Source organism: Brucella sp. NBRC 113783 (assembly GCF_040372265.1).
Lineage (GTDB): Bacteria > Pseudomonadota > Alphaproteobacteria > Rhizobiales > Rhizobiaceae > Brucella > Brucella teleogrylli.
In genome coordinates this window covers 414,173-428,538 of sequence record NZ_BAABRX010000001.1, presented here as the reverse complement: position 1 = coordinate 428,538, position 14,366 = coordinate 414,173, and the positions used below count along the sequence as shown (strand labels likewise).

The window sequence follows — 14,366 nt, the reverse complement described above, 5'->3', positions numbered from 1 at the left end:
CGCTCATCCCTTTACCGAATATGGGTTGCCAACGATGCGTTTCAAACTCTCAATTCCGGCATGGCTCTCGATTTTTGCGATCCTCGGATCGGTTTTTGCGGGCAGCGTCTATGCCCAGCAGGAGCCGACGCAGGAAGACCCGACCGGCCTTGAAGACGCCTTGCCGACCGAGCAGCTTTCGCAGGTCAAGGTTGTGGGCTTCGGCGACAGCCTGATGGCCGGTTATCTCCTGCCCGCCAATGCCGCCTTTCCGCAGCAGCTTGAAAAAGCGCTCAACGACAAGGGCGTCGAGGTTTCAATCGAAAATGCAGGCGTGTCGGGTGACACGACTACCGGGGGCCTGTCGCGCATCGACTGGTCTATCCCCGATGGAACCGATCTCGTCATTCTTGAACTCGGCGCTAACGATGCGCTGCGCGGCATCCAGCCCGACATCACGGAAAAGAATCTCGACGACATGCTGGCGCGTCTCAAGGAGCGCGGCATTGCCGTCATTCTGGCAGGCATGATGGCCCCGCCCAATATGGGTAAGGACTATGCCGCCAAGTTCAACCCCATCTATCCGAAGCTGGCGCAGAAATATGGCGTGCCGCTCTACCCGTTTTTCCTCGACGGCGTAGCAACCAAGAAGGAGCTTTTGCTCGAGGATGGCATGCACCCCAATGAAAAGGGTGTTGAAGCCATGGTGGCAAACTTTATGCCGACAATCGAAAAAAGCCTGTCCGATGTGCAAAACAAGGGGACATCAGGAGGCTGAAACCCGTTAGGGGCATAAACAGCTTGCCCCGGGAACCAAACGATGATTCGCTACGAATGCATCGACTTAGCCGAATCGACTTCTGACAGGTACGATGCTTTGACTCTCTAGGTTAGAGTGTCCTTTATGCGTCCACGACGCATAGCGCTCTGACACAGAACGCTTCGAGGAGGATGCCTTATGCCGCGTCTTTTCACTGCCCTCGAAATCCCGCGCGATGCTGCGCTCTCGCTGTCATTATTGCGAGGCGGTCTCCCCGGCGCACGCTGGATTGATGTCGAAAACTACCACATAACGCTGCGTTTTATCGGAGATGTGGAAGGCCATGTGGCCGACGAGATCGCCAATGCGCTCGACCGCGTACGGCGACCCGAATTCATGCTCAACCTGTCAGGCGTCAATGCTTTCGGCTCCAAAAAGCCGCACAGCATTTATGCGGGTGTATCCCCCTCGCCTGAACTCAACGCATTGCAGGCGGAAATCGAACGCATCTGCCAGAGGCTTCACATTCCCGCCGATCCGCGCAAATTCACTCCCCATGTGACCCTGGCGCGTCTTCGGAATGCCCGCATCGATGATGTGGTGCATTACCTGTCCTCACGCGGCAATTTCGCGACGCTACCCTTCAAGGTGGGGCGTTTCGTGCTGATGTCGTCGCGCGATTCCGTGGGCGGCGGACCTTACATCGTCGAGGAAGCTTGGCCTTTGGTGGCCCGTTCCAGCCAGAACTGGTCGGCCAATGCTTTCGAGGAAGCCAGAACCATCCGGTAAACCAGCTCGAAATCCCCGATGCCACCATAATAGGGATCGGGGATTTCAACCGGCTTTCCCTCGGCAATCTCGGTGAACAATCCGATACGGGCTGCAGCATTACCGGGCTTGCGCTCGGCTATCATCCGCATGTTGTAACGGTCCATTCCGAGGATGAGATCAAAGCGGCTGAAATCTCCCGCAGTCAGCTGACGGCAACGCTGCGCGGAAATATCAAGCCCGTGCACGGCTGCCACGCGCACCGAACGCTCATCTGGCGCTTCGCCAGTGTGATAACCGTTGGTGCCCGCCGAATCGATCAGCACATCGCGAATGCCGCGTGCTTCAAGCACCTGCCCCATCACGCCTTCGGCGAGCGGCGAACGGCAGATATTGCCCGCGCAGATGAAAAGAATGCTGGTCGGTTTCTCTATGGTCACGGAACCCTCGCGCTCATGATAAGTTAGTTCGAGAACCGCAACATAGGCGAAAGATGATGGCACGCAACCGGTTGACCGAAGACGAACTGAAACAGGCGTTGGCCGAACTGGATGGCTGGCAGAAGTTGGAGGATCGCGAGGCGATCACCAAGAGCTTCAAGTTCAAGGATTTCAGCGCTGCCTTCGGCTTCATGACACGGGCGGCACTTTATGCCGAAAAACTCGACCATCATCCAGAATGGTTCAACGTTTATAATCGCGTTGATGTCACGCTTGCGACCCATAGCGAAAATGGCGTTACCGAGCTGGACATCAAGATGGCGCGCAAGATGAACGCGATAGCTGTGCCAGGCTCTTAAACCTTTGAAATATAAACCATAATATTCTTCTTCTGGTAAGTGAAGCTGCCGTCGCGGTTTCGGCACGAATAGGGCAGCGCTTTGGTCAGATCGACGCGATCGCCCCAGTTCTGGCCGAGCGCGCCGCCATTGATGCTGCGGATAAAGACATCGCCGACTGCAATGGCCGAATGGAAAATATGCCCGGCCCGGACATCGTAGAAGCCGATGGCGCGGCCATAGGTAATGGCGGAATAGCCGTTCCATTGCTCTCCGGCACGGAAATTCAGCAGCGGAATCCAGTTCTGCCCGGAGGTTCCGCGCAAGGTATGCTCCGAAATGCCCGCCCCCAGAAGAAAGCGCATATAGGCCGTCGCGTCGTAGCAAACATTGTCTTTCACATCGACATTGATGTGGTCGCTCAAATCCTGCGCCGATGCGAGCTGGTTTCCGCGATAGAACTGACTTGTCCGGTCAGCACGGACAAAGTTCTCTCCATAGCCGGTAAGATGCATGAACAGTCTCCATTCAATCAGATCAACAAGCTGACCCAGCCCAAAACTGACCTTGGGCTGGCCGGACCTATATTCCTTTGATTTGGCATGGCCGTTGTAGCTGATGGTTCTTGCAGGATGCTCCCTGCCCTGAACGAGCAAAAACTTGAAAACCGGGTCGATTGCCCCCATTTTCGGTCGTGTCATTTTCGGCTCTGTTCACGCCGACATCTGACTGACAGGAGTTTGCACGACGATGGATAGCGTCAAAATTGGTGAAATCCTTGAACCCGGCAGCGAAAGCGATTTCAAGAAACGCAGCGAACGGGTGAAGCAAGGTTTCTGGAAGGCCGCGCGCCGCGCCGGTCGCATGGTGCCCTTCATGGATGAAGTGGTGGCCGCCTATTATTGCGCGCTCGACCAGAACACGCCGACACGCGTGCGTATGACCCTGATGGCGGCGCTCGCCTATTTCGTGCTGCCCTTCGACATTATCCCCGACATGCTGGTCGGCATCGGCTTTACCGACGACGTCGCCGTGCTGATGGCGGCGCTCACCGCCGTGCGCACGCATATTACGCCCGCGCATCGGCTCGCGGCGCGTCAGGCGTTGGAAGAAGGTAAGGGAGTAAGGGAGTAAGGGAGTAAGGGAGTAAGGATGCTCGCTTAATTGTGAAGTAAAACAATTCCCTATTCCCTTATTCCCCTACTCCCTTACTCCCTTATTTTCCAAACGCATGTCTTTATCCCAAAACCGGTTCCCACTTTTGGGAGACATGCTTTCCGTCATATTCCAGCCGCTTTCTTTGCATTGAAGTTGAGCGCGGGATGGCTACCAGCCCTTGCTCGTTCAAGTTTTCTTTCAAAACTTCACCGTTTGGTAACCCAGATTAAGGCACTTTAATCGGCAACTGAGCGGGGCGGCGTGTTGAACGGCGGCATCCCGATATTCGAGTTTGAAGCAAACGAAAGAGAACCGGTAAAAGACCATGCTTGGAAAATCGATCGTCGCGGCTTCGGTGTTTACGATTGCAATGGCGGGCTCGGCCCTCGCCCAGACACCGACCCAGATTAAACAGTTCGACGCCTGGGGCGCCTATAGCTACAAGGCTGGCAACGGCAAGGTTTGCTATGTCCTCTCCGTTCCGACTGTGAAGGCTCCCGCCTCGGTCGATCACGGTGACAATTTCTTCCTGATCAGCCAGAAGCCGGGCCAGAACATCTCGTTCGAGCCGCAGTTCATGGCCGGTTACGATCTGAACCCCAATGCCAAGGTTACCGTCAGCGTCGGCAGCAACCGCTTCACCATGTTCGTGAACGGCAAGTCGGGCTGGATGGAAAACGCCGCCGAAGAGCCGAAGCTCATCGCAGCCATGAAGTCCGGTCAGGATCTCAAGGTCGAGGCGCAGTCGAAGCGCGGCACCAAGACCAATTACACCTATTCGCTGAAGGGTGTTTCGGCAGCGCTTGCCGCGATCCAGAACTGCAAGTAAGCGACATTTCGTCGGATACGGACTGCTTTTTCAAAGCCGGAGCCTGTGCTCCGGCTTTTTTCTTCGTGCCTGTTCCGGCAATTCTGCATAACAGCCGGGATGATCGAACGGGATGACGGACGCCTTATTCTATGCTAAGAGCGCGCGAAACAAGGCTCGCATATGCAGATGACAGAGCCCATATATCCTCGCAATAAGGGCAATCGGGCCCAAATTGATCGGCGCGCGACATCGCGGTCGCCCCTTAACAGTTGAAAACAGATGTCTATTTCGTTCGATCTTACCATTGATGATACGCGCGACCAGCTGGCCCGCCATGTGCGCGCCAATCTGGACGCAAAGCCGTCGCTCATCGGCATGTCGCGCGAGGAAATGGCCGAAGCGCTCGTCAAGGCTGGCGTGCCGGAACGTCAGGTGAAGATGCGCATCAGCCAGCTCTGGCACTGGCTCTATGTGCGCGGCGTTTCCGATTTCGCCGATATGCGCAATATTTCCAAGGATTTGCGCGCCATGCTGGCGCAGCATTTCACCATTGCGCGCCCGGAAGTGGTCGAAGAGCAGATTTCGCAGGACGGCACCCGCAAGTGGCTGTTCCGATTTCCGCCGCGGGGCGCTGGCCGCCCGGTCGAGATCGAAAGCGTCTATATTCCCGAAGAAGGTCGCGGCACGCTGTGCGTTTCCAGCCAGGTCGGCTGCACGCTGACCTGCTCGTTTTGCCATACTGGCACGCAGAAGCTGGTGCGCAATCTAACTTCGGAAGAAATTCTGGCGCAGCTTCTGACCGCCCGCGACCGGCTCGGCGATTTCCCGGACAAGGACACGCCCGACGGTGCCATGGTGCCCGCCGAAGGCCGCAAGATCACCAATATCGTGATGATGGGCATGGGCGAGCCGCTCTATAATTTCGAGGAAGTGAAGAAGGCTCTCATTATCGCCTCGGATGGTGATGGCCTGTCGCTTTCCAAGCGTCGCATCACGCTTTCGACCTCCGGCGTGGTGCCTGAAATCTACCGCACCGGCGATGAAATCGGCGTGATGCTGGCGATTTCGCTCCATGCCGTGCGCGACGAGTTGCGCGACATCCTGGTGCCGATCAACAAGAAATATCCGCTGGAGCAGCTCATCAAGGCTTGCCGCGAATATCCCGGCCTGTCGAATGCCAAGCGCATCACATTCGAATATGTGATGCTGAAGGACATCAACGACAGCCTGGAAGATGCCAAGCTTCTGGTGAAGCTGTTGCAGGGCATTCCGGCCAAGATCAATCTCATTCCGTTCAATCCATGGCCCGGCACCAACTATCAGTGCTCGGACTGGGAACAGATCGAGCGCTTTGCCGATTACGTCAATGCAGCCGGTTATGCCTCGCCGATCCGCACGCCGCGTGGTCGCGACATTCTCGCCGCCTGCGGTCAGTTGAAGTCGGAATCGGAACGCATGCGCAAGAGCGAACGCCTTGCGCTGGAAGCCATGATGATCGCCGGACACGGCGAATAAACGGGGCGAATAACCCGATAAAGCGAGCGCGCATGAACGATACATTCGACTACATAATGCGCTTCGTCGTTATTCTTTTTGGCTATTGCTGCGGCTTGCTGGCAACCGGTTGGTTTCTGGCGGCAATCCTGTTTCGCAGCATCGGCGTTGATGCGCTGATGGACGATTTCGCGATGATGGCCGGGGCAGGCAATACGGAAGCCGCCAGCCTTTGGGCCACAACCAGCTTCTGGAGCAGCGTTTTCGTCGGCGGTTTCATCGTGGCCATGCTGGCAGGCGGCATCAGCTTCCTGCCAGCGGCCATCGTCATTCTGCTTGCCGAAGCACGCGGTTATCGCTCGTCGGTGTTTTATTGCGTTGTGGGCGCCATCATCGGCCTAGGAGCCGCGGGAACCGCTATTCCGTTTCGCGGATCGGACGACTGGCCGGAAATGCCGCTCTGGATTGCAGCCTTCGTCGGTGCGGGCATTGTCGGCGGCTTCATCTACTGGCTGATTGCAGGCCGCAATGCCGGACGGCTTTCCGACCGCCCGGCTGGGTAGATATCAGGTTATTTCGCCTGCGCGGTGATGATTTTCAGGGCGAAAGCCGAAAACACGCCCGCAAACAACCAATCCACAATGCGCGTGACCGTCGGGTTCTTCTTCAGGAGGCCCGCAAACCGGTCGGCTGCGACCACCATCGGAATGGTGAAGGGCAGCGCCAGCGGGATGAAGGACAGGCCGAGAAAGAACAATTTGCCCATTGCATGCGGGTCCGTTACGGAAACGAACTGCGGCAGGAAGGTCATGTTGAACAGAATGATCTTCGGGTTGAGCAGATTGATGCCAAGCCCGGTTGCCCAGTTCTGAACCAGCGTATGTTTCTTACCGCCGTTCTTTTCCGGCGAAAACGCCGAACCCTTGCGGATTGCCTGTACGGCGAGCCAGACGAGATAGCCCGCACCCACAACCTTCAGCACGGTGAAGGCAGCTGGAGACGCGATAATCAGTGCCGAAAGCCCCAGCGCCACCATGGTGGTGTGGATGACGATGCCGGTGCTTGCGCCAGCCATGCAGGCGAAACCGGCTGCCTTGCCTTCAGACAAGGCCCGTCCGACGAACAGCGTCATATCCGGGCCGGGTGTGATGGAAAGAATGGCGGTTGCAATCGCGAACTGGACGAAAATGGTCCATTCGGGAATGAAGGTCAGGTTTGTCAGGAACGACATGCGAAAAGCTCCGAAAATTCGCGGCAAGCTAACGCGAATCAAATCTCGCCGCTACTGGATTCTCGGGTCTTTTCGATAAGTCGCAGCCATCCGGCTTGCACGTCGCCTAGCAACTGATAAAAGGACAGCAACATCCAATTCCCAAGCCCTGCGGATGCTCTCCCCGAGCGGACAATGGGTCATCCATCGTATCGGAAGTTGACTATGAGCAAGTGGAAAGACGTTAAGAAAGTCGTGCTCGCCTATTCGGGCGGTCTCGACACCTCGATCATCCTGAAATGGCTTCAGACGGAACTCGGCGCGGAAGTCGTGACTTTCACCGCTGATCTGGGTCAGGGCGAAGAACTTGAACCGGCACGCAAGAAAGCGGAAATGCTGGGCATCAAGGAAATCTTCATTGAGGACGTGCGCGAAGAATTCGTGCGCGATTTCGTTTTCCCGATGTTCCGCGCCAATGCCGTCTATGAAGGCGTTTATCTGCTCGGCACGTCGATTGCCCGTCCGCTGATTTCCAAGCATCTCATCGAGATCGCCAAGAAGACCGGCGCAGACGCCATTGCGCATGGCGCAACGGGCAAGGGCAACGATCAGGTTCGCTTCGAGCTTTCCGCTTATGCGCTGAACCCGGACATCAAGATCATCGCTCCATGGCGCGACTGGTCGTTCAAGAGCCGCACGCATCTGCTCGAATTCGCTGAACAACACCAGATTCCGGTTGCCAAGGACAAGAAGGGCGAAGCGCCGTTCTCCGTCGACGCCAACCTGCTGCACTCCTCGTCCGAGGGCAAGGTTCTGGAAGATCCAGCACTCGAAGCACCCGAATATGTGCATATGCGCACCATTTCGCCGGAAGCAGCACCCGACAAGGCAACGATCATCAAGATCGGCTTTGAAAAGGGCGACGCCGTTTCGATCAATGGCCAGCGTCTTTCGCCTGCAACGCTGCTTGCCAAGCTAAACGAATATGGCCGCGACAACGGCATCGGTCGTCTCGACCTCGTGGAAAACCGCTTCGTCGGCATGAAGTCGCGCGGCGTCTACGAAACGCCCGGCGGCACGATCCTGCTGGCGGCCCACCGCGCCATCGAATCGATCACGCTCGACCGTGGCGCTGCTCACCTCAAGGACGAGCTGATGCCGCGCTATGCGGAGCTGATCTATTACGGCTTCTGGTTCTCGCCGGAGCGCGAAATGCTTCAGGCCGCAATCGATCTCAGCCAGAAGAACGTCGAAGGCGAAGTCACCCTCAAGCTCTACAAGGGCAATGTGATGGTGATCGGTCGCGAGTCGGACAAGTCGCTTTATTCCGACAAGCTCGTGACCTTCGAAGACGATCAGGGCGCTTACGACCAGAAAGACGCAGCAGGCTTCATCAAGCTCAACGCGCTGCGGTTGCGTACGCTGGCTGCCCGTGACCGCCGTTAGGTATTGATCTTCAGGCTCTGCTGGCCTGCAAATGGCAGTTTTCTGCGCTTCCGGTGCTCACGTACCTTTAAGTACGCTGCGCGCCGGTTCTCGAGGCCCACCATTTTCGGCTCACCGCGCCAGAATCTCAACGGCCTAAGGTCTACCGTTTTGGAAACGCCCTTCTCATCGGAGGGCGTTTTTCTTTGTCCTGAATTTTCTTGTTCCTTGAAGAATCCGACGCGCCCACAGGGATCGAACGTTTCCCTGCTTGACTCTTTTCAGAGTCGATTCAATACTAGAACAAATAGAGAACAATGACGGTTCCTGTCTCCGGAACCGCGCCAACAAACACAGACAGATTACAGGATTTTTGACGTGAGCGGCATCGACATCGCGACGTTGCGGCGCATGGTTACCGCCATTGAAGGCAACGATCCGCAAGGAAATTTTGCTGGCGATACAGCTGCCGGTTTCGGGCGCGAAAACAGTTTCGCGCTGGGCCACGCGGCGGCGGACGCGGCCTTTCCGCATGGGCTTGCTGGCGATGCCTTGCATGAGGTTTTCGCGGAAAATCCCGGTGCGCATATGGCGGCGACCGGCTTTGCGCTCGCCATGGCATTGCGCGCCACACAAAAGCAGCGACCGATCATCTGGATCGAGGAGGAAACGGCGACAAGCGAATATGGCGGGCTCTACCCGCCGGGGCTGCATGCTTTCGGCATCGCCCCGCACCGGTTGCTGATCGTGCGCTGTCCGAATGCGCAGGATGTGCTGAAGGCGGCCAATGATGTGCTGGAAGCAGGAACCGGCGGCAAGGCTTCGCATCTCGTCTCCGGCATCGTTGCCTCGATAACCGGCCAGCCGAAATGCCTCGACCTGACACCCTCACGTCGCCTGCTGCTGGCAGCGGAGACAGCGCAACTGCCGGTCATCCTGCTTCGAAGTCATCGCACCGGCGTGCAAAGCGCTGCCGTCAGCCGATGGCGTGTCGCGCCTGCGCCTTCTCGCTCCAGCGGGGCCAATGCGCCGGGAAAACCGGCCTTTCTGGCCATTCTGGAGCGCAACCGTCATGGCACATGCGGCCAGTGGATCATGGAATGGAACAATGAAACCCTTGAATTCGGCATCAGAGAACGGGAAGGAAGCGGCAGCGTCGGCATCCACCATGGCGTTCATGGCGCTGTGGTTTCCGTTCCTGCCGACGGACAGGCTGCACCGCGCCGGGCGATCTGATGCATCCTCCGGGCAAGCGTCCGACGCACTGCCGCTTGTCATTACCGAGCGCACCGCCAATGCGCTTCGGTTGACGGCCATCGACGTCAAGGCCGCCAAGCTCGGGCTTTATCCCGGCATGGCGCTGACCGATGCGCGGGCGCGTGTGGAAAGGCTTGATGTCGCCAATGCCGCGCCGGAGCGCGATGCCGCCCTGCTCAACAAAATGGCCCATTGGTGCGAACGCTATACGCCACTTGTCGCCTTCGATCCGCCGCACGGGCTGATGCTGGACATTACCGGCTGCGCGCATCTGTTCGGCGGACTGGTCGCCATGCATGCCGATGTGATCCAGCGCATCGAGCGCGCTGGTCTGCACGTGCGGGCAGCCATTACCGATAACAGTTTTGCGGCGCGGCTTCTCGCCCGTGGCACCAGAGGCGGCGTATTCGACAAGGCGCAGGCCGATGCCGTGTTGCCGCGCCTGCCGCTTTCCGCGCTTGAACTGGCCGATGCCGCTGAAACCGGCCTCAAGCGCGCGGGCCTGAAACGCATCGGCGATGTGATGGCGCTGCCGCGTGCAGCACTCACCGCGCGCTTTGGTCCCGATCTCGCCACCCGTCTCGGTCGCCTGACACGGCAGGAGCGCGCGCCCATCTCGCCGCTACGCATGGTGCCGCTCGCAACGGCAGAGCGCCGCCAGTCCGAGCCTCTGACCGCCATGGAACTGGTGGAGCGCATCTTGCAGGAATTGGCGCAGGAGCTGTTCGCCCGGCTTGAGATGGAAGGCAAAGGCGCGCTTTTGATCGAAGCATCCTTCTTCCGGGTCGATGGCGAGATACGCCATATCCGCATTGAAACCGGCCAGCCTCTGCGCGATGACAGGGTTTTTCTGCGTCTTGCGCGTGAAAGGCTTAATGCCCTCACCGATCCGCTGGATGCCGGTTTCGGTTTTGACATGATCAGGCTTGCCGCCTTGCGCAGTGCTGCGGTCACACAACGCCAGACCGGGCTGGACCAGCATGAGGAAGATGATGCCGGCTTCAGCCAGCTGATCGACCGTCTCTCGGCGCGTCTGGGGCCGGACCGCGTGCTGGTGCCTTTCGCACGCGATACGCATATGCCGGAGCGCGCTTTTGGCCTGCGCCCTGCCCTGCATGGCAGCCGCGCAAACCAGACCGGTTATGAAAGCAGCCCAACGCTGGCTGGTGACCCGCCAGCGCGCCCCATAAAACTGTTTCGCCCGCCGCAGCTGATCGAAAGCGTGGCGGAAGTGCCGGACAGCCCACCCTCATTCTTCCTGTGGCGACGGGTCCGCCATCATATTCGCCTTGCCGAAGGACCAGAGCGGATCGAACCGGAATGGTGGCTTTCTCTCGGTCATGACGTACCGGAACTGCGCGATTATTACCGGGTGGAAGATGTGAACGGCCAGCGTTTCTGGATTTTCCGCGAAGGTCTTTATGACGGCGCCAATCATCCGCGCTGGTTCCTGCATGGGTTGTTTGCCTGATGCCCCACATCGAGAAAAAACCCGCTTATTATGAAATGGCTGTCGCCAGCAATTTTTCGTTCCTGTGCGGTGCGTCGCACCCGCAGGAACTGGTGCTGCAAGCTCGCGATCTTGGCCTTTCCGGCATCGGCATTGCCGACCGCAACACGCTGGCCGGTGTGGTGCGGGCACATGCCGCCTGGAAGGATTTTCGCGACAAAAGCAATTTCCGGCTGTTCATCGGCTGCCGCTTGTCCTTCATCGACGGCACGCCGGATATGGTCGTCTATCCGCGTGACCGACCTGCCTATGGGCAATTATGCCGCCTTCTGACCGAAGGCAAAAGGCGCGCCGCCATCAAGGGTGAATGCCATCTGCTCTGGGCCGATCTGCTGTTTCGCGCCCGGCAGTTTCAAATCGCCGTCATGCCCCCGGAAGAGGATGACCCTGCCTTTCCGGCGCGTCTGTCGGAAATCGCCACGGCGGCACAAGGCTGCATCTGGCTGGCGCTTGCCATGCCACATCAGGGGCATGATGGACGCCGGGCCGAACGCATCGCCCGCTTTGCAGCCGATGCCGGTGTGCCGCTTCTCGCCACCAATGACGTACTCTATCACCACCCCAACCGCCGCGCGCTTCAGGATGTGCTGACGGCAACCCGCCATCACAGCACGGTTTTTGCCGCCGGGCGGCTGCTGGAGAAAAACGCCGAGCGCCATCTGAAACCAGCGCAGGAAATGGTGCGGCTGTTCCGCCAATATCCGCAGGCGATTGCCGCGACCGCCGATTTCATCGCGCCCATCACCTTCCAGCTCGACGAGTTGAAATATGATTATCCCGACGAGCCCGTGCCACCGGGAAAGACACCGCAACAGCATCTGCACGACCTTACCTGGGAGGGCGCTGCCAAGTTCTACGGATTGGGTAGCATACCGGAAAAGGTGCAGGCGCTGATCCACAAGGAACTGGCGCTGATCGAAAAGCTGCAATATGCGGCCTATTTCCTGACCGTCCATGACATTGTGCGCTATGCCCGCTCAAAAGAAATTTTGTGTCAGGGGCGCGGTTCGGCGGCCAATTCCGTCGTCTGCTTCTGTCTTGGCATAACCGGCGTGGACCCAACCGAAGTGGACCTGCTGTTCGAGCGCTTTATCTCTGCCGAGCGCCAGGAACCGCCGGATATCGACGTCGATTTCGAGCATGAGCGGCGCGAGCAGGTGATGCAATATGTGTATGAACGCTACACCACCGACCGTGCGGCGATTGTCGCGACTGTCATCAGCTATCGATCCCGCAGCGCGATCCGCGATGTCGGCAAGGCGCTGGGCCTGACGGAAGATGTGACGGCAGCCCTTGCCAATACGGTCTGGGGCATATCCGGCGGCGGCATCGACAAGCAGCATATTCGCCAGGCGGGTCTCGACCCCGACAATCCGGTCATCCGGCGCGCAGTGGAACTGGCCATTGAGCTGATCGGCTTTCCCCGTCATCTGTCGCAGCATGTGGGGGGCTTTGTGCTCACACGCGACCGTCTGGACGAGACCGTGCCCATCGGCCCGGCGGCCATGGAAGACCGCTATTTCATCGAATGGGACAAGGATGACATCGATGAAGTGGGGCTGATGAAAGTGGATGTGCTGTCACTCGGCATGCTCACCTGCATTCGCAAGGCTTTCGACCTCATTCATCAGCACAAGCCGCAGCTTTATGGCGGTCAAAAGCAGACCCTCGCCACCCTGCCGCGCAAAGACAAGGCCGTCTACGACATGCTTTGCAAGGGGGATTCGCTCGGCGTGTTTCAGGTGGAAAGCCGCGCTCAGATGAACATGCTGCCGCGTCTGCAACCGCAGGAGTTTTACGATCTGGTCATTCAGGTCGCTATCGTGCGTCCCGGCCCGATTCAGGGCGATATGGTGCATCCTTATCTGAGACGAAGAAGCGGACAGGAGCCCAACATCTTGCCGTCACCAGCCCCCGAACACGGCCCACCGGACGAGTTGCAACAGATATTGGACAAGACCAAAGGCGTGCCGCTATTTCAGGAACAGGCGATGCGCATTGCCATCGAAGCGGCAAAGTTCACGCCCGACGAAGCCAACCAGCTTCGCCGCGCCATGGCGACTTTCCGCAAGATGGGCACCATCCACACCATGGAGAAAAAGATGATCGACGGCATGGTCAATCGCGGCTACGACCGGAGCTTTGCCGAGAATTGTTTCAACCAGATCAAGGGCTTCGGTGAATATGGCTTCCCCGAAAGCCATGCGGCCAGCTTTGCGCATCTGGTCTATATTTCCGCGTGGATCAAGCATCATCACCCGGAAGTCTTTGCCGCCGCCCTGCTCAATTCGCAGCCGATGGGCTTTTATGCGCCAGCGCAGATCGTGCGTGACGCGCGCGAACATGACGTGACGGTCCTGCCCGTCGATGTGAATTTCAGTGCGTGGGATAATCTTCTGGAAGACATTCCCGGTCCGCGCCCTGCTGTGCGGCTCGGCTTTCGCCAGATCGACGGTTTTTCAAAACGTGACACCGAACTACTGCTTGCCGACCGGCATGAGCCTTATCGCACCATCGAGGACATGCATCGCCGTCTGCGCCTCGACCGGCGCGCCTTCACCGCGCTGGCCGATGCCGATGCTTTCGGCTCGCTCGATATCGACCGCCGCGCAGCACTTTGGGCCGTGCGCCGCCTGCCCAATGACGAAACCCTGCCGCTGTTCCGGGCCGCCGCCACCAGCGAACTGGCGGAAGAGCCGCGCACGAAGCTGCCCGAAATGGCGGCATCCGAACATGTCATTGCCGATTACGAGACGACCCGGCTTTCGCTGAAAGGGCATCCGCTGCAATATTTGCGCGAAGGGCTGGCGGCAGAAGGTGTCTCCACCTGTCGCGCCGTGCAGGAGGGTGCCGATGGTCGCCGGATGAAAGTGGCGGGCGTCGTGACTGTGCGCCAGCGCCCCGGCAGCGCGAAGGGTGTTGTGTTTCTCACCATCGAGGATGAGACCGGCATTGCCAATATCGTTGTCTGGCCGAAAATCATGAAAGCGTTTCGCCGTGAGGTGATGGGCGCACGCCTGATCCGCATCGAAGGCCGCATCCAGCGCAGCCCGGAGGGTGTGGTGCATCTGGTGGCGGCCAGGATCGAAGACCGCTCCAGCGCCCTGATGGATCTGAGCGGGCGCGAGGCGCAACGCCTCGTCGCGCCGTCACAAATGGCGCATCACCCGAGAAATGTGCGGATCATGCCGAAGTCGCGAGACTTCCATTGAGAAT

General features: G+C 58.6%; 14 protein-coding genes. 11 read left to right on the top strand and 3 right to left on the bottom strand.

The features are described from left to right. Positions 1–34: 34 nt before the first annotated feature. Together ABWW11_RS02020 and thpR are read left to right on the top strand one after the other, a co-directional pair. Positions 35–757 (top strand): arylesterase, encoded by a 723-nt coding sequence (locus ABWW11_RS02020; RefSeq protein ID WP_109368126.1) that lies wholly within the window; start codon positions 35–37, stop codon positions 755–757. A gap of 180 nt (positions 758–937) precedes the next feature. Then, positions 938–1,528: an RNA 2',3'-cyclic phosphodiesterase gene (gene thpR, locus ABWW11_RS02015; protein ID WP_109368125.1), complete on the top strand. Its 591-nt coding sequence runs from the start codon at positions 938–940 to the stop codon at positions 1,526–1,528. On the opposite strand, the gene ABWW11_RS02010 is transcribed toward thpR, so the two are convergent. Then, positions 1,438–1,947, bottom strand: a complete 510-nt coding sequence (locus ABWW11_RS02010; RefSeq protein WP_109368124.1) for a low molecular weight protein-tyrosine-phosphatase — start codon at positions 1,945–1,947, stop codon at positions 1,438–1,440. The two genes, thpR and ABWW11_RS02010, sit on opposite strands and share 91 nt — an antisense overlap. Before the next feature lie 56 nt (positions 1,948–2,003). On the opposite strand from ABWW11_RS02010, the gene ABWW11_RS02005 reads away from it, so the two are divergent. Beyond that, the gene (locus ABWW11_RS02005) at positions 2,004–2,306 is read left to right on the top strand and encodes a 4a-hydroxytetrahydrobiopterin dehydratase (RefSeq protein ID WP_319080931.1); all 303 of its coding nucleotides are present in this window, start codon (positions 2,004–2,006) and stop codon (positions 2,304–2,306) included. Here ABWW11_RS02005 and ABWW11_RS02000 read toward each other — a convergent pair. Next, positions 2,303–2,986: a hypothetical protein gene (locus ABWW11_RS02000; protein WP_235858898.1), complete on the bottom strand. Its 684-nt coding sequence runs from the start codon at positions 2,984–2,986 to the stop codon at positions 2,303–2,305. The genes ABWW11_RS02005 and ABWW11_RS02000 overlap by 4 nt on opposite strands. A 49-nt stretch (positions 2,987–3,035) precedes the next feature. On the opposite strand from ABWW11_RS02000, the gene ABWW11_RS01995 reads away from it, so the two are divergent. The 4 genes from ABWW11_RS01995 (at position 3,036) to ABWW11_RS01980 (ending at position 6,311) form a co-directional block, all read left to right on the top strand. Then, positions 3,036–3,419, top strand: coding sequence for a YkvA family protein (locus ABWW11_RS01995; protein WP_109368122.1), 384 nt, complete (start codon positions 3,036–3,038; stop codon positions 3,417–3,419). A 349-nt stretch (positions 3,420–3,768) separates the two neighbouring features. After that, on the top strand, positions 3,769–4,272 hold the full coding sequence (locus ABWW11_RS01990) for an invasion associated locus B family protein (RefSeq protein WP_113533733.1): 504 nt from the start codon (positions 3,769–3,771) through the stop codon (positions 4,270–4,272). 261 nt (positions 4,273–4,533) lie between these two features. Beyond that, positions 4,534–5,769, top strand: coding sequence for a dual-specificity RNA methyltransferase RlmN (gene rlmN, locus ABWW11_RS01985; RefSeq protein WP_121537042.1), 1,236 nt, complete (start codon positions 4,534–4,536; stop codon positions 5,767–5,769). A 32-nt stretch (positions 5,770–5,801) separates the two neighbouring features. Continuing rightward, a complete protein-coding gene (locus ABWW11_RS01980) occupies positions 5,802–6,311 on the top strand; it encodes a hypothetical protein (RefSeq protein WP_121537040.1) in 510 nt (169 codons plus the stop codon). Positions 6,312–6,319: 8 nt separating this feature from the next. On the opposite strand, the gene ABWW11_RS01975 is transcribed toward ABWW11_RS01980, so the two are convergent. Next, positions 6,320–6,979 carry a LysE family translocator gene (locus tag ABWW11_RS01975; protein ID WP_109368120.1) on the bottom strand — a complete coding sequence of 220 codons (660 nt, stop codon included), beginning with the start codon at positions 6,977–6,979 and terminating at the stop codon, positions 6,320–6,322. Between the two features lie 204 nt (positions 6,980–7,183). Here ABWW11_RS01975 and ABWW11_RS01970 point away from each other — a divergent pair, with 204 nt between their 5' ends. The 4 genes from ABWW11_RS01970 to ABWW11_RS01955 all read left to right on the top strand — a co-directional run bounded on the left by ABWW11_RS01970 (position 7,184) and on the right by ABWW11_RS01955 (position 14,362). After that, complete coding sequence (locus ABWW11_RS01970; RefSeq protein ID WP_109368119.1) at positions 7,184–8,404, top strand: argininosuccinate synthase; 1,221 nt, start codon at positions 7,184–7,186, stop codon at positions 8,402–8,404. 357 nt (positions 8,405–8,761) lie between these two features. Further along, positions 8,762–9,619 carry an ImuA family protein gene (locus tag ABWW11_RS01965; RefSeq protein ID WP_109368118.1) on the top strand — a complete coding sequence of 286 codons (858 nt, stop codon included), beginning with the start codon at positions 8,762–8,764 and terminating at the stop codon, positions 9,617–9,619. Positions 9,620–9,659: 40 nt separating this feature from the next. Continuing rightward, positions 9,660–11,111 (top strand): Y-family DNA polymerase, encoded by a 1,452-nt coding sequence (locus tag ABWW11_RS01960; RefSeq protein ID WP_109370138.1) that lies wholly within the window; start codon positions 9,660–9,662, stop codon positions 11,109–11,111. Beyond that, positions 11,111–14,362 (top strand): error-prone DNA polymerase, encoded by a 3,252-nt coding sequence (locus tag ABWW11_RS01955; RefSeq protein WP_109368117.1) that lies wholly within the window; start codon positions 11,111–11,113, stop codon positions 14,360–14,362. Before ABWW11_RS01960 ends, ABWW11_RS01955 begins: the two co-directional genes overlap by 1 nt. The last annotated feature ends 4 nt before the right edge of the window (positions 14,363–14,366 follow it).